This is a genomic window from Thiobacillus sp., from assembly GCF_024708915.1.
The window spans coordinates 1-21,492 of sequence record NZ_JANJXQ010000026.1; the positions used below are offsets into that span (position 1 = coordinate 1).

General features: G+C 64.0%; 25 protein-coding genes. 16 read left to right on the forward strand and 9 right to left on the reverse strand.

Going from position 1 to position 21,492, the window contains the following annotated elements; translation table 11 throughout:
• From Q0L94_RS01975 to Q0L94_RS01985, 3 genes are all read right to left on the reverse strand, one after another.
• Positions 1 to 444: MFS transporter (locus tag Q0L94_RS01975; protein ID WP_366799090.1), on the reverse strand; the 444-nt coding region annotated here is incomplete at its 3' end.
• Positions 445 to 586: 142 nt separating this feature from the next.
• Positions 587 to 787 (reverse strand): dodecin family protein, encoded by a 201-nt coding sequence (locus tag Q0L94_RS01980; RefSeq protein WP_296749600.1) that lies wholly within the window; start codon positions 785 to 787, stop codon positions 587 to 589.
• Positions 788 to 898: 111 nt separating this feature from the next.
• A complete protein-coding gene (locus tag Q0L94_RS01985) occupies positions 899 to 1,435 on the reverse strand; it encodes a flavin reductase family protein (protein ID WP_296749602.1) in 537 nt (178 codons plus the stop codon).
• Positions 1,436 to 1,514: 79 nt separating this feature from the next.
• On the opposite strand from Q0L94_RS01985, the gene Q0L94_RS01990 reads away from it, so the two are divergent.
• The 4 genes from Q0L94_RS01990 to Q0L94_RS02005 all read left to right on the forward strand — a co-directional run bounded on the left by Q0L94_RS01990 (position 1,515) and on the right by Q0L94_RS02005 (position 4,121).
• The gene (locus tag Q0L94_RS01990; protein WP_296749604.1) at positions 1,515 to 1,736 is read left to right on the forward strand and encodes a hypothetical protein; all 222 of its coding nucleotides are present in this window, start codon (positions 1,515 to 1,517) and stop codon (positions 1,734 to 1,736) included.
• Positions 1,737 to 1,814: 78 nt separating this feature from the next.
• Entirely contained in the window at positions 1,815 to 2,186 is a 372-nt protein-coding gene (locus tag Q0L94_RS01995) for a TusE/DsrC/DsvC family sulfur relay protein (RefSeq protein WP_296749606.1), read from the forward strand.
• Between the two features lie 304 nt (positions 2,187 to 2,490).
• Entirely contained in the window at positions 2,491 to 3,288 is a 798-nt protein-coding gene (locus Q0L94_RS02000) for a GGDEF domain-containing protein (RefSeq protein WP_296749608.1), read from the forward strand.
• On the forward strand, positions 3,285 to 4,121 hold the full coding sequence (locus Q0L94_RS02005; protein ID WP_296749610.1) for a MinD/ParA family protein: 837 nt from the start codon (positions 3,285 to 3,287) through the stop codon (positions 4,119 to 4,121). The genes Q0L94_RS02000 and Q0L94_RS02005 overlap by 4 nt, the downstream gene beginning before the upstream one ends.
• A 118-nt stretch (positions 4,122 to 4,239) precedes the next feature.
• Here the strand turns inward: Q0L94_RS02005 and Q0L94_RS02010 are convergent, their stop codons facing one another.
• Positions 4,240 to 5,070, reverse strand: a complete 831-nt coding sequence (locus tag Q0L94_RS02010; protein ID WP_296749612.1) for an HDOD domain-containing protein — start codon at positions 5,068 to 5,070, stop codon at positions 4,240 to 4,242.
• A gap of 272 nt (positions 5,071 to 5,342) precedes the next feature.
• Here Q0L94_RS02010 and Q0L94_RS02015 point away from each other — a divergent pair, with 272 nt between their 5' ends.
• The gene (locus Q0L94_RS02015; protein ID WP_296749614.1) at positions 5,343 to 5,543 is read left to right on the forward strand and encodes a DUF1059 domain-containing protein; all 201 of its coding nucleotides are present in this window, start codon (positions 5,343 to 5,345) and stop codon (positions 5,541 to 5,543) included.
• A gap of 96 nt (positions 5,544 to 5,639) precedes the next feature.
• Here Q0L94_RS02015 and Q0L94_RS02020 read toward each other — a convergent pair whose 3' ends face one another.
• Entirely contained in the window at positions 5,640 to 6,305 is a 666-nt protein-coding gene (locus Q0L94_RS02020; RefSeq protein WP_296749615.1) for an FAD-binding oxidoreductase, read from the reverse strand.
• Positions 6,306 to 6,425: 120 nt separating this feature from the next.
• Positions 6,426 to 6,845 (reverse strand): AF1514 family protein, encoded by a 420-nt coding sequence (locus Q0L94_RS02025; RefSeq protein WP_296749617.1) that lies wholly within the window; start codon positions 6,843 to 6,845, stop codon positions 6,426 to 6,428.
• Positions 6,846 to 7,155: 310 nt separating this feature from the next.
• Here Q0L94_RS02025 and Q0L94_RS02030 point away from each other — a divergent pair, with 310 nt between their 5' ends.
• On the forward strand, positions 7,156 to 7,680 hold the full coding sequence (locus Q0L94_RS02030) for a DsrE family protein (RefSeq protein WP_296749619.1): 525 nt from the start codon (positions 7,156 to 7,158) through the stop codon (positions 7,678 to 7,680).
• 65 nt (positions 7,681 to 7,745) lie between these two features.
• On the opposite strand, the gene Q0L94_RS02035 is transcribed toward Q0L94_RS02030, so the two are convergent.
• Positions 7,746 to 8,450, reverse strand: coding sequence for a DUF2238 domain-containing protein (locus tag Q0L94_RS02035; RefSeq protein ID WP_296749621.1), 705 nt, complete (start codon positions 8,448 to 8,450; stop codon positions 7,746 to 7,748).
• 521 nt (positions 8,451 to 8,971) lie between these two features.
• Here Q0L94_RS02035 and Q0L94_RS02040 point away from each other — a divergent pair.
• The 6 genes from Q0L94_RS02040 to Q0L94_RS02065 all read left to right on the forward strand — a co-directional run bounded on the left by Q0L94_RS02040 (position 8,972) and on the right by Q0L94_RS02065 (position 13,629).
• Positions 8,972 to 10,018, forward strand: coding sequence for an OmpA family protein (locus tag Q0L94_RS02040; protein WP_296749623.1), 1,047 nt, complete (start codon positions 8,972 to 8,974; stop codon positions 10,016 to 10,018).
• 173 nt (positions 10,019 to 10,191) lie between these two features.
• On the forward strand, positions 10,192 to 10,335 hold the full coding sequence (locus Q0L94_RS02045; protein WP_296749624.1) for a hypothetical protein: 144 nt from the start codon (positions 10,192 to 10,194) through the stop codon (positions 10,333 to 10,335).
• A gap of 143 nt (positions 10,336 to 10,478) precedes the next feature.
• Positions 10,479 to 11,831, forward strand: coding sequence for a TrpB-like pyridoxal phosphate-dependent enzyme (locus tag Q0L94_RS02050; RefSeq protein ID WP_296749626.1), 1,353 nt, complete (start codon positions 10,479 to 10,481; stop codon positions 11,829 to 11,831).
• A 203-nt stretch (positions 11,832 to 12,034) separates the two neighbouring features.
• Positions 12,035 to 12,445, forward strand: a complete 411-nt coding sequence (locus tag Q0L94_RS02055; protein WP_296749628.1) for a quinol oxidase — start codon at positions 12,035 to 12,037, stop codon at positions 12,443 to 12,445.
• A 3-nt stretch (positions 12,446 to 12,448) separates the two neighbouring features.
• Positions 12,449 to 13,084 (forward strand): DUF1571 domain-containing protein, encoded by a 636-nt coding sequence (locus Q0L94_RS02060; protein ID WP_296749629.1) that lies wholly within the window; start codon positions 12,449 to 12,451, stop codon positions 13,082 to 13,084.
• Between the two features lie 26 nt (positions 13,085 to 13,110).
• A complete protein-coding gene (locus Q0L94_RS02065) occupies positions 13,111 to 13,629 on the forward strand; it encodes an SRPBCC family protein (RefSeq protein WP_296749631.1) in 519 nt (172 codons plus the stop codon).
• Between the two features lie 102 nt (positions 13,630 to 13,731).
• Here the strand turns inward: Q0L94_RS02065 and Q0L94_RS02070 are convergent, their stop codons facing one another.
• Positions 13,732 to 15,054 (reverse strand): diguanylate cyclase, encoded by a 1,323-nt coding sequence (locus Q0L94_RS02070; protein WP_296749633.1) that lies wholly within the window; start codon positions 15,052 to 15,054, stop codon positions 13,732 to 13,734.
• Between the two features lie 346 nt (positions 15,055 to 15,400).
• Between Q0L94_RS02070 and Q0L94_RS02075 the strand changes: the two genes are divergently transcribed.
• Positions 15,401 to 16,663, forward strand: coding sequence for an EAL domain-containing protein (locus Q0L94_RS02075; RefSeq protein ID WP_296749635.1), 1,263 nt, complete (start codon positions 15,401 to 15,403; stop codon positions 16,661 to 16,663).
• A gap of 151 nt (positions 16,664 to 16,814) precedes the next feature.
• On the forward strand, positions 16,815 to 19,175 hold the full coding sequence (locus Q0L94_RS02080) for a Tex family protein (protein ID WP_296749637.1): 2,361 nt from the start codon (positions 16,815 to 16,817) through the stop codon (positions 19,173 to 19,175).
• A gap of 50 nt (positions 19,176 to 19,225) precedes the next feature.
• Here Q0L94_RS02080 and Q0L94_RS02085 read toward each other — a convergent pair whose 3' ends face one another.
• Positions 19,226 to 19,816, reverse strand: a complete 591-nt coding sequence (locus Q0L94_RS02085) for a YceI family protein (RefSeq protein WP_296749639.1) — start codon at positions 19,814 to 19,816, stop codon at positions 19,226 to 19,228.
• A 294-nt stretch (positions 19,817 to 20,110) separates the two neighbouring features.
• On the opposite strand from Q0L94_RS02085, the gene Q0L94_RS02090 reads away from it, so the two are divergent.
• Both Q0L94_RS02090 and Q0L94_RS02095 read left to right on the forward strand, forming a co-directional pair.
• A complete protein-coding gene (locus Q0L94_RS02090; protein ID WP_296749641.1) occupies positions 20,111 to 20,692 on the forward strand; it encodes a hypothetical protein in 582 nt (193 codons plus the stop codon).
• 52 nt (positions 20,693 to 20,744) lie between these two features.
• Complete coding sequence (locus Q0L94_RS02095; protein WP_296749643.1) at positions 20,745 to 21,473, forward strand: MBL fold metallo-hydrolase; 729 nt, start codon at positions 20,745 to 20,747, stop codon at positions 21,471 to 21,473.
• Positions 21,474 to 21,492 lie beyond the last annotated feature (19 nt).

The following is a 21,492-nucleotide window of genomic DNA, read 5'->3' on the forward strand; positions in this document are numbered from 1 at the left end:
GCCCAGCCCCACCACCATCACGATGAAGCCGACCGAGCCCCACAGGCGGATGCGGCCGTAGGCGTCGGTGCGCTCGCCCAGATGCGACAGCGTCATCGCCTCGACCAGCGGCAGCGACGCGCTCCAGAAAAAACTCAGCGCCGCCATCACCGCAAACAGCCACCAGAAACCGTCGCCGGCGAACACCCCGGCGAACACCAGCACGCTGCCAATCGCCGCAATCTGCACGATCGCCGTGCGGCGGCCGGTACGGTCGGCGATATGCCCCCAGATGTTGGGCGCAAAAATCCGCATCACCTGCAGCAGCGACATCAGCACGCCGATCTGGAAGGCGTTGAACGCCAGCGACTGCAGATACAGCCCCCAGAACGGCGACATCGCGCCAACGAAGGCGAAATAAAAGAAATAGAAACCGGACAGGCGCCAGTAGGGAAGATTGGGCATGAACTCAGACTGCCGCACAGGCGGCCAAAACGCAGCGCGCATTATGCGGCTTCGCAATGGATGCGGGGAGTCTCCGGCGCGATCCCGGGCCGGACACGCTGTCCGGACTGGCGCGGCCGTGCCCGGCCCTGCTGCCCGGGATTTACTTCAAGACGAAGGTCAGCTTCATCCTCACGGTGTACTCGGCAATCTCGCTCTTGTTCACCGTCACGCTCTGATCCATCACCCAGGCGCCGGTGATGTTTTCCAGCGATTCGGCCGCCTTCGCGATTCCCCGCTTGAGCGCGTCCTCAAAGCTCTTCTCCGAACTCGCCGTGATTTCGATGGTTTTTGCGATGCTCATGATGCCTCCCTCCGGTTGAACAAGCCGTCCGAAATGTCAGACTATCAACTTGCACGGGGAATCCAACTGCAAAATCGGCCATGCCGCATAAATAGCACCTGCTGCCTTCATTCACTTCATGCCTGAGCGCAACCTGACCGGCTCGCCCGCCACCGCGAACACGCCGTTGCCGCGGTGGTGCAGCGTCTGCGGATTCTTGACGGCGGTATCGACCCACGCCTTCAGCACTTCCAGGATGAAGAAATTGTAGGCATTCACCAGCCGGGTATCGGCCACCCGGCATTCCAGGCTGGCATAGCATTCCGCGATCAGCGGTGCCTGCACCTGCGAAGCCGGGACGGCAGTGAGGCCGTACCTGGCGAACTTGTCGACGTCACGGCCGGAGCAGTTGCCGATGCCTGCCACCTGCTTCGCCAGCGCCAGCGTCGGAATGTTGACCACGCATTCGCGGGTCGCCTTCAGGGTATCGAACGAGGCGTTGCGGCCACTGATCACACAACCCAGGAGCGGCGGCTCGAATTCCATCATGGTGTGCCACGACATCGTCATGATGTTGGTCCGGCCCCTGCGGGCGGTCGCCACCAGCACCACCGGCCCCGGCTCCAGCAGGCCATAGACCCTGGCCAGGGGATACGCACGCTTCGCCATGTCGCCACCTCTTTCACGGGATCACCCACGCCTGCAGCATAGCCGGTGTCATGCACCGCGGGCCGGCACGGACGGCAACATGCTGCACGGCAGCGAAATTCCCGTCTTCGCGCTCAAACACCATGCGAAATACCGCGAACTGACGCAGCGCGCCCAGGGCACCTCGCTCTCCGACCGCATCGAATTCCACATGTGCCGCCTGGCAGTGGGGATTCACGGCTTCGTCAGCCTAGTGCCGATGGCGGAGCCGATATCGTGCGGCTGCAGCAAGAAGGCTACACCTGCATGCGCTGCCCTCTGACAGCGTGCGCGCCTTGTATCGGCGGGGAGTCTGGCCTAAATTCAAGTATCCCCTCCAAAAGCCTTCAAGGAGACGACCATGCTGCACGATTCAACCGACATCAACCGGCTGATCCAGGAGCCGGTTACCGACCCCGATTTCCCGCATGCCCCGCTGGACTGGACACGCAAGGAAGCGGAAAAAATTGCGCGTGATGAAAGACTTGAGTTGACCGAAGACCATTGGGAGACCCTTCGCGCCCTGCAAAACTACTATGCCCACCACGAAGACGACAGCGTCATCAATCTGCGCGACCTGCACGATGCGCTGGATGAACATTTCCACCAGAAAGGCGGATTGAAATACCTGTACGCGCTGTTCCCGGGTGGTCCCATCGCACAGAGTTGCCGTCTTGCCGGGCTGAAAGCCCCCTTCATGGCTAGCGACCACAGCTTCGGCAGCGTGGCCTGACCGTGATGTTTCAATAGCCTGTTCCCGGCGAAGCCAGACTGTCGGCGGGATTCAGCCCTTGCTCCCTCGGCGGATATCGGGGAGTCCATCGCCACCGCATGTTCCGTGCACCCCTATCCATCCCTGCCGATCGGCAGGGCGGCTGATGCATTGCTGTTCCAGCAAAGCCGACCATGGGTTGCGGCGCCTGGTCGGCGAGCGCGCTTGATCAAAGACACAAATGCCCACATACTCGCGCAAAGGCGGTTGAGTTTCCTCGCCTGGTCCTTTGCCCGATTTCAAACGCCAGGTATCGAAACCCGCTGTGGCTCCTCCGACCGATTCTCATCTGATCGAACTGCACGCGCTGCAACTCGACGACGCGCGCGCCCTGCTGAAGCACGACGCAAAAAACAGCCGGCAGGAAGCCGGCGAGTCGCCCACCGCCTATTTGCAACGCGTGCTCGATGGCCTGTGCGAACTCTCGCTCAAGGATCCGCTTACGGGGCTGGGCAATCGCCGGCATTTCCGCTCGGTGCTCGAACGCTCGATCGAAGCGGTCGCGCGTTCCGGCGACTCGGTCCTGCTGCTGTTGCTGGATATCGACCACTTCAAGAGCATCAACGACACCCACGGCCATCTGGCCGGCGACCAGGTGCTGCAGGCCATAGCAGGCTGCCTGGCGGGCTGCGTGCGCCCGATGGACACCGTCGCCCGCTACGGCGGCGAAGAATTCGCGGTGATCCTGCCCAACTGCCGGCCGCTTTTCGGGCGTGCCGTCGCCGAGCGGATTCGCCAAACCGTTGAATCGCTCCCGATCGCCGTGGCGCCGCTGCTCAGCGTCCGGGTTACGCTCAGTATCGGCGGCGCCTACGCACCGGAATGGGTGCGTTCCACCGCCGATCTGTGGCTCGAACGCGCCGACCAGCAGCTCTACCGCGCCAAGTCCGAGGGACGCAACCGGATCAGCCTGGAACAGCCGCAGGAACTGTCGGTCAGCGCCGAAGAGAAAGGCCTGCTGTTCGGCCAGCCCGGCCTGGATGAAGCGGCCGCAACCGGAATGGCCCCGGGCGACGTTTCTCGCGATGCCCAGGGCAACGTCACGAACCGAGTAAACGCATGAACGAAGTCCTCTCCCCTCCAGCCGGAAACCGCGAGACGACCCCGGTCCCCTTGAAACCCCTGGGCAAGGTGCTCGCCGTCACCAGCGGCAAGGGCGGCGTCGGCAAAACCTTCGTCTCGGCCAACCTCGCCGCCGCGCTCGCCAAGCGCGGCCACAAGGTGCTGGTGCTCGACGCCGATCTCGGGCTGGCCAATCTCGACGTGGTGCTCAACCTGTACCCCAAGATCACGCTGCACGATGTGTTCACCGGCAAGGCCAGGCTGGAAGAGGCCATCCTGCCGGCGCCAGGCGGCTTTTCCGTGCTGCTGGCAGGCTCCGGCATGGTCGAGTATTCACGGCTGACGCCCGAGGTGCGCAACGAATTTCTGCGCATCGTGAGCGGCCTGGTGCCGCATTACGACGTCGTGCTGCTGGATACCGGCGCAGGGATTTCGGACGTCGTCCTGTTCGCCGTTTCGCTGGCGTCCGAAGTATTGATGGTCGCCACCCCCGAGCCGACTTCGCTCACCGATGCCTATGCCACGATCAAGGTGCTGGTGGGGCAGCAGCAGCGGCAAACCGTGCGCGTGATCGTCAACCAGACCGTCCGCCCGGGTGCCGGCCAGGCCATCACGAATCAGCTGCAGCAGGTGCTCGACCGCTTCGTCGTCACCGAACCCGGCTATCCTGTCCGCCTGATCCACATGGGCGACATCCCGCTCGACCCCGAAGTGCGCCAGGCCGTGATGCGCCGCCAGTTGCTGATGCAAACCACCCCCGGCTGCCCCGCCGGGGTGGCGATCGCGCAGCTCGCAGGCAAGCTGGAACACAACGTGATCCCCTGCCCGGCGTAGCATCCGCACTCGCTGGCGCGCTGCGCGTCCAATCCTGGCTCACGGAGCAAGCCCGCAAATCAAATCCGCCCCGCAGCGCGCAGGCATCGCCAGCCGCCAAGCGGCGCCATTCTCCCCGTCAGTTTTGAGTGCCGGCGGGCCTTGCCCCAATCAGCGCCATCACCCTGTGCGGCTCCATGCGCAACAGCGCCGCGATCTCGCGGTAATCGTCGGGGAGCGCGGCGTCGTCCCAGCCGTGGGCGGAATGCCGCGCCAGGTTCGCCGCCAGCATCACGTTGCGCACCCTGGCCGAGTGCGCCTGCGCCGGGTCCATCAGATTCAGCAGCAATTCAGGCAAGCGCCACTCGATCGTCAGCGCGCGCTGCAAATCCCGGCCGGCGAACCCCAGCACCTGCTTCTGCACCTCCGCACTGCGCAGGGCGGGGTCGGCATCCTGGCGCTTGCCGATTTCCAGCATCTGTCGCGGGTTGAAACACCACATCAGCATTTCGGCGACATGGGCAAGCAGTGCCGATACCCGTATTTCTTCCGCATGCAGATCGTGCAGCCGCAGCGCCCAATCGAAGGCATAGTGCGCGGCACGTTGCGCGCGCCGAACGGTTTGCAGCAGATGCACCAGTGCATCGAGACGATCGTGCAGCATCTCTTCCACGAGCGGTGCCGGCGGCACCCCGCGGAAAAACGTGTCCAATCCCATCATGAGCAGCGCCTGCTTCACATCGACCAGTTCGTATTGCTGGTTGCGATGCTTGTGCGACTGCATATAGCGCAGCAACTTGACCGTCATCAGCGGATCGTCGGTCACCACATCGGCCATGCTGCGGGCGGTGAGCAGCGCGTCGTCGGCGCGCAGGCGCTGTATTTCGCGGGCGGTTTGCCTCAGCACGGGAATGTCCGTCCGCCCCAAAAAAGCCAGCCAGTCCGCCAGACTTTCCGGTTGCTGCGTCATCCCCCCTCCCCGACGGGCCGGGACGGACCCATTCCAGCGAGGACGCTACAGAAATCCGCACAACCGGCCGATGCAAGCACCCCATTCCCCTCACGAAAACGATTCGCAGCACTCCCTGTGTTTAACGGCCCGTCTGGCCTCGCCTTGAGCGGTTCCGAATCCCGGTTCGAAGCCGACATTTGCGAATTGCCGGGCTATAAAGAATTGTTCGCCTCTTGCGCCGTCCGGTCGGGTTGAACCGGGGCAATTCGGGCGAACGACAGGAGATTGCCATGGAACGCAAATACATCGACTGCAGGGAATATCCGAGCGAAATGAACTGCACGGTCATGATTTCCGCAGACAGCGAAGCCGAACTTCTGGAAGCGGCTGTCCAGCATGCCGTCGCAGTGCATCACGAGCGAGACACACCGGAATTGCGCAACCAGATACGCGCACTGATCAAGACCATGCCCACCGCCAAGGCGGCGTGATCCCGCACTCAACGCACAAATAGGCGCAAAGGCGGACGGGGCCTCGGGTTGCCGGATTTTTCCCGGAGTGGCCCGCAGTTCCCGACCCTGCCCCGTTCAGCGTTCGAATACCAGGCTTTCCGCGCTGGCCCCCATCTCCGTCAAGGCGCCGTTGACCGCCTCCATGAACGGGGGCGGGCCGCAGACATAAAAGCGTTGCTTGAAGTCCCTGATCTTTTCTTCCAGGAAGGCGCGGTCGACGCGACGGTGCTCATAGCCGGGCACGGCAGCGCCGGTAGAGAGCAGAATGCAGCGCTCCCCCAGCAAATGACGCAGCTCTTTTTCGCAGATCATGTCGCGCGGGGTCTTGTTGGAGAACATCAGGGTCTGGCCGTCGAGTTCTCCCTTGCGCGCCAATCCGCGCAGGATGGCCAGAAAGGGGGTGATGCCGGCCCCGCCGGCAATGAAAACACCGGGGCCTTGATAGCTGATGGTGCCGAATGGCTCGGACATCAGCAGTTCGGCACCGGGCTCCAACTGGTGGAGCGCTTGGGTCACGCCAGCGTGGGCAGGGTAGGCCTTGATGGTGAATTCCAGAACCCGGTCATCGGCCAGTCCGGTGGGCGTGAACGGGCGGCCTTGCTCGCGCAGGCCGGGCCGGTCGATCGCCAGCTCCACGCCCTGACCGGGAACGACAGCAACACCCGCAGGCTTGCTGACGATGAAGTGCTTCACGTCGTGGGTAACGAACTGACTCATAAGCAGGCTGACGCGGTAGTTCATCGACATCCCTTTCCCTGAAAAACGGGCGCCGCGCACCACGCGTACTCCGCGTGTGTCCTGCATGCCGGCGATACGCGAATCGACCAGCCATCGCCTGCATGGCCGGAGGCTTGACCGGACTCAATATTGATCGGCCAGCCAGTCGTCCAGCGGGGTGCAGGCCTCCTGCTTCGGAATGGAGGAATCCATGCCCTGCAACGGGGTATAGCAGATGTACTCGTTGCCCTCGCTATCCGTCAGGTTGCGCAGCGGGATGTCGCCCACGGTCTCAAAGCCACGCGCATCCATCATGATGAACTGGTAGTCGTCTCCTACGCTGACCTCCAGCCCGCCGCCGTTGCCTTCACCATATTTTTCCCACCAGGTTTCGGGATTGGCTCCGTCATAAAAAGGAGGGGTCGCCCCCAGCCTGCTGTTTCGATGCCATGCCATGATGGTCGGGTCTTTCATCTGATTGTCCTTCGCGGCCCCCTTCGCAAGGAGGCTGGCAGCCTCGAAACCCGGGTCAGCGCCGTGAAAGTCGATATGTACGTTTCTCATGATGTGCTCCTTTATGAGTAAACGGGAATTGAGCCGTACAGCCGGAAATGGCGCACGATGAGTTTTATTTGTAGGCCAATACCAGACAAAAACAATCAGGTATTCAGCGCCGCACGGACGCAGACGAACCCCCTTGCCCACGCCAGCAACCGCCCGGCAAACCCGAGTGTGACCGGCAAGCTCAGCCACGGATGGCGCTTTCCGGCCCCTCCGTCTATAGTCGGCAAACACAATGGTTTGCAGGTAGCCGGGATTGTGCGCGGCCGGACGGACGGCTGCAGCGCACGGCAATGAAAAAGGAGACACGAGCATGAAAATACAACTGACAGGAATGGCCATCGCGGCAGCCGTTGCCATGCTGCCGGTACAAGCGGCCGTTGCGGAGACGTTCGCTCCTTACGGAACGGCCAAGGTCGACATGCACAAGATGCCGGTTACCAATACGGTATTCGACGTCAATTACGAGGACCCGCAGAAACTGAACATCCTTTACAACTTCGTCAAAAACACCAGGAAAGAAACCCGCGGCAAGGTGGTGGTGGTGACGCACGGGCCGGAACTGCGCGCGTTCGCCAAGGAAAACTACGAGAAATATCAGGGCATCGTGGACCAGATGGCGGAACTGGCGAAGGATGGCGTGGCGTTCAAGATGTGCAGCAACGCCATGAAGGCGGCCGGGTTCAGCGCCGAAGACATGCACGGCTTCATTACCGTGGTGCCGGCAGGCTTCCCGGAATTGGTCTACTGGCAGGGCAAGGGCTACCAATACGTCAACCCGCTGCCGCTCTCGGTGAAGGACGTCCGCTATATCGATCAGCCCCAGCTGAAAAAATGACCCCGCCACGCTAGCGGACGGCATCTGGCGAGGAAACGCCGGATGCCGCTGTTCGAGTCCGCCCGTCAATCCCCGTCTTCGCGTCCGTCTTTCCCGAGCATCTCCCGCAAGGCCTGCTCGCCCAAGGGCTTGTCGCCCGGTTCGATTTTCAGGCTGGCACGCAGATCAGCACCGAACGCTGGATCGTGGCGCCAGTGGATCAATGCCACCATCAGCAGCGCCAGCACCGCTCCGACCACTGCCAGCGCCATGTCTTTCTGGGCGTCCCACACGTCGCCCTGCGCGCCCAGAAATGCCAGGCCCGCCGTAGGGTCGACGCGGACCGCCACCAGCCATTCGATAATCTCGTACCCCGCCGAAAACGCCAGCACCAGTTCCAGCGGAAACCAGTACGTCCACACACCGCGAGCCTTCACCACGCGCACGAATATCTCGCGCAGGGGATAGGCCAGCAGCAGGCCGAAACAGAAATGCACCAGCCGGTCGTACATGTTGCGGCCGGACCCGAACCAATGCTGCAGCGTGTAGCCGAACGGCACTTCGGCATAGGTGTAATGCGAGCCCACCACATGCAGCAGCATGAAGGCGGTAATCAGGGTGTAGGAAAGATCGGACAGCCTGAAGTAACGGGCGGTCAGAACGATGAGCGGCACAAACACGAACACCAGATAGTTTTCCAGCAGCCAGTCGTGCGGATAGCGGGGCTCGATCGCCGCGCACACCCAGACGGCGGAAAAAACACCCAGGAGCAGGGCATGGTAGCGCGTCATGCGTTCAATCCGGGCAACAGCGGAAGCCGCGCTGCGAAGGTCACCGGGTTCGGTTCTTTCATCCTGTCTTTGCTCCTGACCCGTCAATTCGTATACGGTTTCATGCACCAGCGGGTGGGCGGGCTCACCGGCGTTCCGTCATCCGATCCTGTTTGCTTTCAGCGCCGGAAATCGCCTAAAGCAGTCCTTTTGGGAATTTCAATCACAGGAGCGGTTCGTCCTTACCCGCATCATAAAGTGCAAGCCCTGGTACGAGGGCGATAAATCAAGCGGGCCGGCTGCCGCGATCGCCTCAATGGCCCCGGCACCCGAAATCAGGCAATGAAATATCGGCAGGGCGCCCGAAGGCGCCCTGCCTGCCTGGCGCGCTGTCGATATAATCCGGCAACTGGCTGCACGATCCTGGACTCGCTTTCAGGGTCGTCAGTCGCTCGACAAGCCGGGGATGCCGGCGGCCCTGCTCCGGCGAGAGATTTCGCGACAACGGCAGCAATCACCGCAACCATTCGAAGGATAATCCGATGCGCCTCAAGACCCTGCCCACCCTCATCGTCCTTGGCCTGGCCAGTGCTGCACTGCCAGCGCACGCCCTGGACGATCGCCTGTACATCGCTCCCTCGCTGAACTACACCTTCGCCGACAGCGACCGCCGTTCCGACGATGGCTGGGGCGGCAGCCTGGCCCTGGGAAAACCCGTCAGTCCAGACTGGAACCTGGAACTGGCGCTGACCGGCAGCGCGCTCGACCGTGATGCCGGCGGCCGCTACAAACTGTGGGGGCTGGGCGTGGACGGCCTGTATTTCTTCAACCGCGACGCCGGCTTCGCCCCCTACGCGGTCGTTGGCCTGGGCGCGCTGTACACCGACATTCCCGGCCGGGACGACACCGGTCTGATGGCCAACGCCGGCCTCGGCGTCATCAAGCAGTTGAGCGAAAACGTCGCGCTGCGTGCCGATGCGCGCTACCGCTGGGACGACAACAGCACCGATGCCTTCAACAAAAGCAGCTTCGGCGACTGGCTGATCAACGTCGGCTTCAACATCGCCCTGGGCAAGAAGGCGCAGCAGCCCGCGCCCGCGCCGCAACCCGCTCCGGCAGCCTACCAGGCGCCTGCGCCGGTGGTGTCCCCGCAGCCCGCGCCCGAACCGGTGGCGCAGGCGGAACCCGAACCGGTCGCCCCAGTGCTCAAGACGAAGCCGGCCGCCGAACTGGACAAGGCCCAGGCCGGCGACGTGGTCGTCCTTCTCGAAGGCGTGAACTTCGAATTCGACTCCGCCAAGCTGCGCCCCGATGCCCTCGAAATCCTGGCTGAAGCAGCCGCCGTGCTCGACAAGCGCAAGGACATCGACGTCGACATCGTCGGCCATACCTGCAACATCGGTACCGACCAATACAACCAGAGCCTGTCCGAGCGCCGCGCCAAGTCCGTGTACGACTATCTCGTCTCCCACGATATCGCTGCCGCACGCCTCACCTCCAAGGGCATGGGCGAGACCCAGCCCGCCTTCAGCAATGCCTCCCGTGAAGGCCGTGCCAAGAACCGCCGCGTCGAACTGCACGTAAAGTAAATGCAGCGCTGCTGTACCGACAGAAAGCCGCCACATCGAGGCGGCTTTTTGTTTCATCGCGCCATTTGGCGAAGCCCGCGAAACCAGGCCACTCCCTGCGCAGGCTGTTTTTGCTGGGTGAAGTCGGCCGGGTCGGGTATCGTTTACGTACGACTAATGAAAGGAGACGAAGCTTGAAACCGAACTACCAGTACGAAAAGCGGCAAAGGGAACTGGAAAAGAAGAAAAAGAAGGCTGAGAAGGAGCTTAAGAAAGCATCGCCAACCGGAGCGCCGCCGGCTACGGAAGACGCTGCCCCCCCGCCGGAAAACAAGTGAAGCGGTACGGCGTCTGGCCATGCATTGCGCGGGTTCCCGGGCCGGGCGGGGTTCGTTGACGGCATAAGGCGATTGGCCGATGATTCCCTAATCGGGCTTGCCTGTCCGAAATGCAGCGATCGTTCAAAAAAAGGGAGACTGCCGTGCCGCAAACCAAGTTCCTGCTCGACGAATCCGAGATCCCCAGCCACTGGTACAACGTCGTCGCCGACATGCCCAACCGGCCGGCGCCGCCGCTCGGCCCGGACGGCAAGCCCATCGGCCCCGATGCCTTGACGGCGATCTTCCCGATGAGCCTGATCGAGCAGGAGATGTCGGCCGAGCGGTGGATTCCGATCCCGGAAAAAGTACGCGAAATCTACCGGCTGTGGCGCCCCTCGCCGCTGTTCCGCGCCCACCGCCTGGAAGCGGCGCTCGGCACCCCGGCCAGGATCTACTACAAGTACGAAGGCGTCTCCCCGGCCGGCTCGCACAAGGTCAACACCTCGGTGGCGCAGGCCTATTACAACGCCGAAGCCGGCATCAAGCGCATTGCCACCGAGACCGGCGCCGGACAGTGGGGCTGCTCGATCGCGCTGGCCGGCCAGATGTTCGGGCTGGAGGTACGCGTGTATATGGTCAAGGTGAGCTACGGCCAGAAGCCCTACCGCCGCTCCATGATGCAGACCTGGGGTGCGGAAGTGTTCGCCAGCCCCAGCCTGGAAACCCACTCCGGCCGTACCGCCCTGGCGGAAGACCCGGACAACCCCGGCTCGCTCGGCCTGGCGATTTCCGAGGCGGTGGAAGACGCCGCCTCGCGTGCCGACACCAATTACGCCCTCGGCTCGGTACTGAACCACGTGCTCTTGCACCAGACCGTGATCGGGCTGGAAGCGAAGAAGCAGTTCGAGAAGGCCGGCGACTATCCCGACATGATCTTCGCCCCCTGCGGCGGCGGCTCCAACTTCGGCGGCGCGGCCTTCCCCTTCTTCGCCGACAAGGCGGCCGGCAGAAACGTGCGCCTGGTCGCGGTCGAGCCGGCCTCCTGCCCGACCCTGACGCGCGGCCACTACGCCTACGATTTCGGCGACACTGCCAAACTCACCCCGATGATGCTGATGTACACCCTCGGCCACGACTTCATGCCGCCCGGCATCCACGCCGGCGGGCTGCGCTACCACGGCGACTCGGCGCTGGTGTCGCAGCTCTACCACGAAAAACTGATCGAAGCGGTCGCCGTACCCCAGCTTGCCACCTTCCAGGCCGGCGTCACGTTTGCCCGCGCCGAAGGCATCGTCCCCGCGCCCGAATCCAACCACGCCATCGCTGCCTGCATCGACGAGGCGCTGCGCTGCAAGGCAAGCGGCGAGCCGAAGACGCTGTTCTTCAACCTGTCCGGCCACGGCCACTTCGACATGGCCGCCTACGACAGCTACTTCAGCGGCAAGCTGGAAGACTTCGCCTATCCGGAAGAAGCGATCCAGGCCGCGCTGGAGCGCCTGCCGCAGGTGGGCTGATGGCCGCCTGCGCCGCGTGTCGGCGGCGCGGCTGAACGCACCATGGCGCTGCCCTCGCGATCAGGCGCCAAGCCTTGAAACCGAACGATCCGTTTGAAAAAATGCCCAACCCAGCAGGAAAGAAATAGTCGTCCTATCGTAAAAGAAGCAAAAGTCCGGCAAGAGACTGCACCTTTCCTGAAGGAGGCGACCAAGGAGCCGGCATGCACAGCATCAGACTCATTTCGTCCGGTATCGCGCTGGTATTCTGTCTCGCAGCCGGCACCCAGGCTGCCGACACCCCTTACCGGGTTCCCGTGGCTGGAGACGGCATCCAGCGCGTCGCCATCGTCGGCGGCAGCTATTTCTTCAAGCCAGACCACCTCGTCGTCAAGGCAGGCACGCCGGTCGAACTGGTATTACGCGCCGAACCGGGGATCGTTCCCCATCGTTTCGTGCTCGATCTGCCGCCCGACCAGGTCGCCATCGACGCCCAGCTTGGCGAGGCGCCGCGCGTTTTCCGCTTCACGCCCGGCACCGCCGGCCGCTACCCTTACTATTGTCCGAACAAGCTGCTCTTCTTCGACAGCCACCGCGACAAAGGCATGGCGGGCATGCTGGAGGTGGTGGAGTAGGCCATGCTCTGGCCCCTGCTCACCGCCGCCCTGCTCGTTCCGGCCAGCGGAGCCGCGCTCGACCTGATCGCCGCCGCGCGGCAGCAGTTCGAACAGATCGACAGCTACCGGGTCACGCTTCGTTCGTCCACGGCGCAGCGCCCGACGCAGATCATCCGCTACGCCTATCGCAAACCCGGCTTCGTCCGCATGGAATTCATCGCCCCCCATCCGGGCGCGCTGCTGATCTACAGCCCGCACAGCGGCCAGGTGCGTCTGTGGCCATTCGGCCAGCGCGCCTTCGCGGCGCTGACGCTGGCCCCGGACCATCCGCTGATCCGCGGACCCTACGGCCGCAGCGTGGACCGTTCCGACGCCGGGGCGCTGCTGCGCAATGTCCAGGCGCTGCAGGCGGGCGGCGCCACCGAACTGCGCGGCGTGGAGACGGTCGGGCGCTGGAACGCCCGGCAAGTGGTCGTCACCGGTGCCCTCGGCAAGACGGTGGACGGCGTGCACCGCTTCCAGCTCTGGCTGGCGGAGGGCTCGCTGTTCCCGGTCAAGGTCGCCAGTTTCGGCCTGGACGACGAGGCGCTGGAAACCGTGTTGATGGACGACGTTGAAGTCGATGTGCCGTTCGCCGCGGATTTTTTCCAGCCCTGACTTCAAGCCTGGAACCTCGGACGGCGATGGCGGAATACCGGTTCTCCACCCTGTGGTACCTGGACGCCCCGGTGGAATCGGTGTGGGACGCCATCTATCACTCCCGCCGCTGGCCGAACTGGTGGCGCGGGGTCGAACAGGTGCTGGACCTGGAGGCCGGCGACGACAACGGGCTGGGGGCGCTGCAGCGCTACACCTGGAAAAGCGTTCTGCCGTACCGGCTGACCTTCGACATGCGGGTCACCCGCATCGAACCGCTGGTCTGCCTGGAAGGCCGGGCAAGCGGGGAGGTCGACGGGTGCGGCAGCTGGTACTTTTCGCGCGAAGGCGCGCTCACCGTGGTCCGCTACGACTGGCAGGTACGCACCACCAAGCCCTGGATGAATCTGCTCGCCCCCCTCGCCCAGCCGCTCTTCAAGTGGAACCACAACGCCGTGATGCGTGCCGGCGGGCGCGGCCTGGCCCGTCTGCTCGACACCCGGCTGATCGCCATCGCCCATCGCCACCCGGCCAGGCCGCAACGCCCCCGTGCTGGCGGCAACTGACGCGAAAAAGGCGGTCTGGTATTCGCCGCCGCAACGGAACGTGCGGCGCTCATCGTTGAATGGGCGTGCCGTGCCCCGGCCATTCCCGTAGACCGGGGCGCCCTACTCGACCCGGTTGCGCCCGTTGCGCTTGGCACGGTAAAGCGCATCGTCGGCACGGCCGAGCAATACCGCGCCAGATTCGCCCGCCTGGTGCTCGGCGACGCCGAAGCTGGCCGTCACGCGCCCCACCTGATCGAATTCGGTGTGCGCCAGAGACGTGCAGATTCTTTCCGCAATCCCGCGTGCAGCCGCCAGATCGGTTTGCGGCAGCAGCACGGCGAATTCTTCCCCGCCCCATCTCGCCAGGATGTCGATCTGGCGCAAATGGTTCTGGGCGTGCTGCGCTATTGCCTTGAGCACGATGTCGCCCCGACTGTGCCCCCAGGTATCGTTGATCTGCTTGAAATGGTCGATATCGAAGAGCAGAACCGAGAAGGGCATGGCGGGCGACCGGTCGTGCCGTTGCTGCTCGTCGTGCAGCAAGACCTCGAAGCGCGCGCGATTGGCCATTCCGGTCAGCGGATCGGTCGCGGCGATGCGCTCCAGCCGCACCGTCTTGCGTTCCAGCACATCGATGATCTCGCGCAATTCCTGCGCATGGTGGCGCATCAGGTCGGCCCAACGGCTATAGGCGACGCCGATCAGGTCCTGTTGGGTGATGATGCCGATCACGTCCCCGCTTGCGGGATCCTGCACCACCAGCCGCTTGAAATGCTTTTCGTGCAAGGTCGACACCGCTTCGGCCATGGTCAGGTCGTAGGTCACGGCATGGAGCGGGGACGACATGTGCAGATGCAGCGGGTCGGTCAGCGCCGCGCCGCCGTGCAGCAGACGGATCGCATCCTGGGTCGTCACGATGCCCACCCCGGCTCCCCGGTCGAGCACGATCACCGCGTCGTCCGAATCCGCCAGCAGCGCCAGCGCCTGGCCAAGCGGCGCATCGTGCGGCAATTTCTTGACCGTATGCCGGCGCAGCAGATCGCGCAGCCGCTGGCGCTGGATCATCAATTGCGGGTCGAGGCTGCCGAGAATGTCGGTATTGGACACGATGCCGAACAGGCTGCCCGCCGCGTCGATCACGGCGGCATAACCATGCGGGCCGTCGAACAGTTCGAGCACATCCAGGAGGCCGCTTCCCTTCGCAATGCTGGGAAGCGGGTGATAGCCGGCCTCGCTGATGGCGATGTCGAGATTCGGCATCGAGAACCGGAGCCGCACCACATCGGACGCGGTCAGCAGGCCGAAACCGCCGGACGCCTCCTCGACCACGATATTGCGCACCGCGTACTGCGACATCTGCCGCAGCGCGTCGCGCACGGCGAGTCGCGCCGGCACGCTCACGATGTCGGTCGTAGCCAATTCATCGACAAGAGGAAAAAACATGAATGCCTTCGCTCGGTGCCCGCCGGCCGCGCCGCGCGGATTCCATCATCCGCTTCGGTCTTCCCGGCCCGCCTGGAATCTTTGTTTGAACCCAACGACACTGTAGCGCAAGTGCGCCGCCGCCGGGAGTCCGGCCGGGCATGAATGCGGTTCAGCCTGCTTGCGGCGATTCTGCCGATGTCTTCGACGGCCAACGGCCGATATTCCCCTGCCCGTTCAGACCGTCCCTTATTGTTGACCATGGCTCGGGCCGGCCTCCCCTGCCGCGGCGGGTTCACCCCGGCCGGGATGAACTGCTATGCTCTTGCCGACAACTACATAAACCAAGTCTATCGAGGAGCCCTGGATGGGCAAGGAAACCTTTCTCGCACGGCAACCCATAGTCGATGCCGAACATTGCCTGTTCGCCTACGAACTCCTGTTCAGGCAATCGATGGCCTCCGTCTCGGCCCAGATCACCAATCAGCTGCAGGCCGGCGTCGAGGTCATCGGCAACACCCTCTGTCTCGGCCCCGACTGGCTGCTGCACGGCAAACTCGCCTTCATCAACCTGGACGAAGCCACCCTGATGAGCGACTTCGTCTGCCTGCTCCCGCCCCGCCACGTGGTCTACGAAATCCTCGAGACCGTAGCGGTCACGCCGGTGCTGATCGCCCGCATCCGGGAACTCCGCCAGCTCGGCTACCGCTTCGCCCTGGACGATTTCGTCTGCCTGGACGAATACCGCCCGCTGCTGCCGATGGTCGACTTCGTGAAGCTCGACGTGCTCGAACAGCCTCCCGAAAAGACCGTGGAAATCATCGCCCACATCCGGCTCAACTTTGCCGGCCAGTTCATCGCCGAAAAGGTCGAAACCCGCGAGATGTTCGACCTCTGCCGCAACAGCGGCATCCAGTATTTTCAGGGCTATTATTTCGCCCGTCCGGAGAACCTCGCCAACAAGGCCATCCAGCCGGGTCAGCTGGCCGTTCTCGAACTGATGAACAAGGTTCGCGCCTGCGAAGACCTGGGCGAAATCGAAGAGCCGTTGCGCCGCAATGCCGCCCTGACCCTGCGCCTGCTGCGCTATGCCAACTCCGCCGCCACCGGCCTCCAGCAGCAAGTCCACACGGTGCGCCAGGCGCTGACCCAGGTCGGGCTGCAGACGCTTTATCGCTGGCTGGCACTGTTGCTGATCACCTCCAACCCGACGCCGACCAATGCCTTGGCGGCGCGGACTGCAGTGACGCGCGGGCGCCTGTGCGAACTGCTCGGGCAATCCAGGCTCGACCGCGAGGGCCAGGACGAACTGTTCATCACCGGGCTGTTTTCCCTGGCCGAAGCGCTGCTGGAAATCCCGCTCGCCCGTCTGCTCGAACAGCTCTCCATGCCCGCCCCCATCGTCCAGGCCCTAGTCCACCAAACCGGCCCCTATGCGCCCTTCCTGAAACTCGCCGAGGCCTCGGAACGCAGCGATTTCGGGCAGATCGCCCGCTACGCCGGCGATATCGGCTGCAGTCCGGAAGAGGTCAATCTCGCCCAGCTGCAATCGCTTGCCTGGACCGAGGAAATGGCCGGCGAAGCGAGTGCGGCGGCAGCCGACCCCGCCGCCGAAGCCGGGCGGCGATAGCCCCGCCTGGAAATGGGGCGCGCTCCGCTCCGATGAAACAAGGCACGACAGGCGGCACGCCGGATTTGAGGATATTCGGCATAATGCGCAACCGACCCCTTCACCCCTCGGCCTCGCGACGCGGAGGCCGATTCATTCAGCAGATCGAACCATGCTTCCTTCCATCGAACACCGACTCGCCGCCGAGATCGCGGCCAAACCTGCGCAAGTCGCCGCTGCCATCGCCCTGCTGGACGAAGGGGCGACGGTGCCTTTCATCTCGCGCTACCGCAAGGAGGCGACGGGGGGACTGGACGATGCCCAGCTGCGTCTGCTGGAAGACCGGCTGCGCTACCTGCGCGAGCTGGAAGACCGCCGCGCCGCCATCATCCAGTCGATCACCGAGCAGAACAAGATGACGCCGGAGCTGCTGCAGGCCGTCTCGCTGGCCCCCGACAAGACGCAGCTGGAAGACCTGTATCTGCCGTACAAGCCGAAGCGCCGCAGCAAGGCGCAGATCGCGCTGGAAGCCGGGCTGGAGCCGCTGGCGGATGCCTTGCTGGCAAACCCGATGCTGAATCCGGACGAGGCAGCGGCCCGGTATCTGCGTGATCCGTTCGCCACCGAGCAGGGCGACAACCCCGGCGTTGCGGATGCCAAGGCTGCGCTCGACGGCGCGCGGCAAATCCTGATGGAGCGCTTCGCCGAGGATGCGGGCCTGCTGCAATCCCTGCGCGAGTATGTGCAGGAACACGCCGTCGTCGAGTCAAAAGTACGCGAGGGCAAGGAAGCGGCAGCGGAAAAGTACGCCGATTACTTCGACTATTCGGAAACGCTCGGCACCATCCCGTCGCACCGCGCGCTGGCGCTCTTCCGCGGGCGGCGCGAGGACATGCTCGACGTGCGGCTGCGCCTCGACAGCGAGGCGGAGCGGCCTGCCTGGAGCGCGCCGCACAATCCCTGCGAGACGCGCATCGCCAGCCGCTTCGGCGTCCAGGACCGGAATCGCCCCGCCGACCGCTGGCTGATGGACACGGTGCGCTTCACCTGGCGCGCGAAAATCTTCATGCATCTGGAACTGGAGTTGATGGGTGCGCTGCGTGCCCGCGCCGAGACCGAGGCGATCAACGTCTTCGCGCGCAACCTCAAGGATCTGCTGCTGGCCGCCCCCGCAGGGCCGCGCGCCACCATGGGGCTGGACCCCGGCATCCGCACCGGGGTGAAAGTGGCGGTGGTGGACGAGACCGGCAAGGTGGTCGACACCGCGGTGATCTATCCGCACCCGCCGAAGAACGACTGGGACGCTTCGCTGCACACGCTGGCCCGGCTTGCCGAGAAGCACCGCGTGGCGGTGATCGCCATCGGCAACGGCACCGCGTCGCGCGAGACCGACAAGCTGGCGCGCGGCCTGATCAAGCTGCGCCCGGAATTGAGGCTGACCAGCGTGGTGGTGTCCGAGGCGGGCGCCTCGGTGTATTCCGCGTCCGAATTCGCCTCGCGCGAATTGCCCGAACTGGACGTCTCGCTGCGCGGCGCGGTCTCCATCGCGCGCCGCCTGCAGGACCCGCTCGCCGAGCTGGTGAAGATCGACCCCAAATCCATCGGCGTCGGCCAGTACCAGCACGACGTCGGCCAGTTCCAGCTGGCGCGCTCGCTCGATGCGGTGGTGGAAGACTGCGTCAACGCCGTCGGCGTCGACGTCAACACGGCGTCGGTGCCCCTGCTTGCACGCGTCTCCGGCCTCGGCAACAGCGTGGCGCAGGCCATCGTCGCCCACCGCGATTCCAAAGGCCGCTTCGCCAGCCGTGCCGAACTGCGCGAGGTGCCGCGCCTGGGCGAGAAGACTTTCGAGCAGGCGGCCGGCTTCCTGCGCATCATGGACGCTGCCGACCCGCTCGACGCCTCCGCCGTGCACCCCGAATCGTATCCGCTGGTGCAGCGCATCCTCGCCGACATCAAGCAGGACATCAAGGCCGTGATCGGCAACGGCAGCCTGCTGAAGTCGCTCGACCCGGCGAAATACACCGATGAGAAATTCGGCCTCCCCACCGTCGGCGACATCCTCAGGGAACTCGAAAAACCCGGCCGCGACCCGCGCCCCGAGTTCACCACGGCAAGCTTCAGGGACGGCGTGGAAAAACTCGCCGACCTGAAGCCGGACATGATTCTGGAAGGCGTCGTCACCAACGTGGCGGCGTTCGGCGCCTTCGTCGACATCGGCGTGCACCAGGACGGCCTGGTCCACATCTCCGCGCTGTCCAGCAGCTTCGTCAAGGATCCGCACAGCGTAGTCAAGGCCGGACAGATCGTGAAAGTGAAAGTGCTGGAAGTGGACGAGAAGCGCAAGCGCATCGCGCTGACGATGCGGCTGACGGATGCGGCGGAGCCGGCGGCCGGGAAGCCGCAGGCGGCGCAGCGGCCGCCGCGCGACCCTCGCGGCCAGGGCAAGCAGGCAGGCGGAAAACCGAACCGGGCGTCCGCACCCGCGATGGACGGCGCCATGGCGGCGGCGTTTTCGAAGTTGAAGGGCTGAGCCCGGTTTCCCGAACGGCAGGGCCTGATCCCGCTCCGCCGATCCGGCGCTCAGCGTTCTCCCAGCATCCCGGCTATCCGCTGCATGTCGGATTCGAGAATGGCCTCGACGTCCAGGGTGATCGCGACCTCGTCGCCGACGACCAGGCCGCCGCGCTCCAGCGGCGCGTTCCAGCTCACGCCGAAGTCGTGGCGGTTGATCGCCGCGGTGGCGACGAAGCCGATGCGCCGCGTCGGCCCCAGATCCCTGTCGCCCATCCAGTAGGGACATTGCCAGCGGCCCAGAAAATGCGTGGCCAGCACGACCGGACGGCTCACCCCGCGGAGGGTGAGGTCGCCCGCGACCCTGAAATCGGCCTCGCCCACGCAGCGCACCTCGCTGCTGCGAAAGACGATGTCCGGATGCGCCGCCACATTCAAGAAATCCGGGCCGCGCAGGTGCGCGTCGCGCTCATCGTCGCCCGTCCAGATGCCCGCCGCCTTGAACGTGGCCTCGACCGCGGCGGCGTCCGCCGGACTGTCCGGCTCGAAGTCGAGGCTGCCATGCACATTCTTGAACAGCCCGCGCATGTGCGACACCATCATGTGCCGCACCGCAAACTCCGCGGCGGAGTGCCCTGGTTCGAATATCCATTTGGCCATGTTCCGTCCCTCCATCCATCCCGCTGCTCCCTGCCCGAATCCCAGTATAGAAATCGCGGTGGATATAACGAGGGCTTGCCGAAAAGGCGCGGCCCGCCTCCTTCCGTCCGGCGTATCCGCCCGTCTTCCCGGCCCGATGGCGGATGAACAGGGTGTCCGGGCTGGCCTTGCAGTTCTTGCGTATGTGCGACTCCGCTGTTCCTGCCGATTGTTCGCGCCGAAAAAAGGGCGCAGGATAGGCCAGGTTTTGTGACCTGACACGGCAGCGTGGCTGACTGAACGAGGAAACTGCGAATGACCTTCTACAACATCATCTTCGGCATCCTCTTCCTCGGTGCTTGCCAGGCTGTCCTGCTCAGCCTGAACCGCGAAACCGACACCGGGCTTATCACCCTCGTTGCCCTGATGATCTTCAATGACGCAGTAAACACGGCCGAGGCGGTGGAGGAGCGTAAGTTCGATTACACGATCGGGATGAAGCTGATTGATCTCGCCAGCTTCCTGGTTCTTGCCACGACCTTGGTTTTGCTGAGCGAGAACACAAAGAATTTCCTCGACGCGCCAATTTATTCGTCGCTACCGGAATGGATCAGGCACCCCAGTGTGCCTCCGGCACTCCTGCTGGTGTACTGCGGGCTCGTCGCCGGCTGGAATCGGGCTTCAAAGGATATATGGAAGCGGAGCGAGTGGCCCTGGTACCTCATTGCCTCGGTGATCGCGATTGTCATCGCGCTCCTCGTGCTGGTCGGCTTGCGCCCCTCCAGGATCGCGCATTCCACTGCGTATGCCCTGGTGACCGGCATTGCAATGCTGGGAACGCTTGGCTACCTGGTTTCATATTCGTTCGTCAAGAAAGAACGAACAGGGTCAGACTGACCTGCCCCGGACTTTGCTCTTGTGACGTCAAATCGACATAAAGGAAAGCGCCATGACCATTACCAACCGACAGTCCGGAACCCGCGTTCATGAGGTGGCCGACGGAATTTATCGCATCAACACGCCGGTGATGCTTGAAGGAAGCGGCGGATTTTCGTTCAACCAGTACCTTATCAAGGACGATGAGCCCTTGTTGTTCCACACCGGGCTGCGCAAGATGTTTGCGCTTGTGCGTGAAGCCGTGGCCTGCGTACTGCCGCCAGAATCGCTGCGTTACATAGGCTTTTCCCATGTCGAAGCAGACGAATGCGGCTCGCTCAACGAATGGCTGGCTGCCGCCCCGCAAGCCGTCCCCCTCTGCAGCCAGGTGGCGGGAATGGTGTCCATCAACGATATGGCCGATCGTTCCCCCCGCACCCTGGCAGACGGCGAGGCGCTTTCGCTTGGCCGCCATCGCGTGCGCTGGCTCGATACTCCGCACCTCCCCCATGCCTGGGAATGCGGACTTTTGACGGAAGAGCGCACCCAAACCCTGTTCTGCGGCGATTTGTTCACCCAGCCCGGTGCAGGCTCCACGCCGGTCACCGAGGCAGACATTCTCGGCCCCAGTGAAGCGTTTCGCGCACAAATGGATTACTTCTCGCATACGACAAGCGCGGCCGGGATGCTGGAACGTCTGGCCTCGACCGAGCCAGCCGTCCTTGCCTGCATGCATGGCAGCGCCTGGCGGGGCGATGGTGCACGGCTTTTGCGCGCGCTCGCTGTCAGACTGTCGGGATAAGACGTTGTCAGCGTCGAGG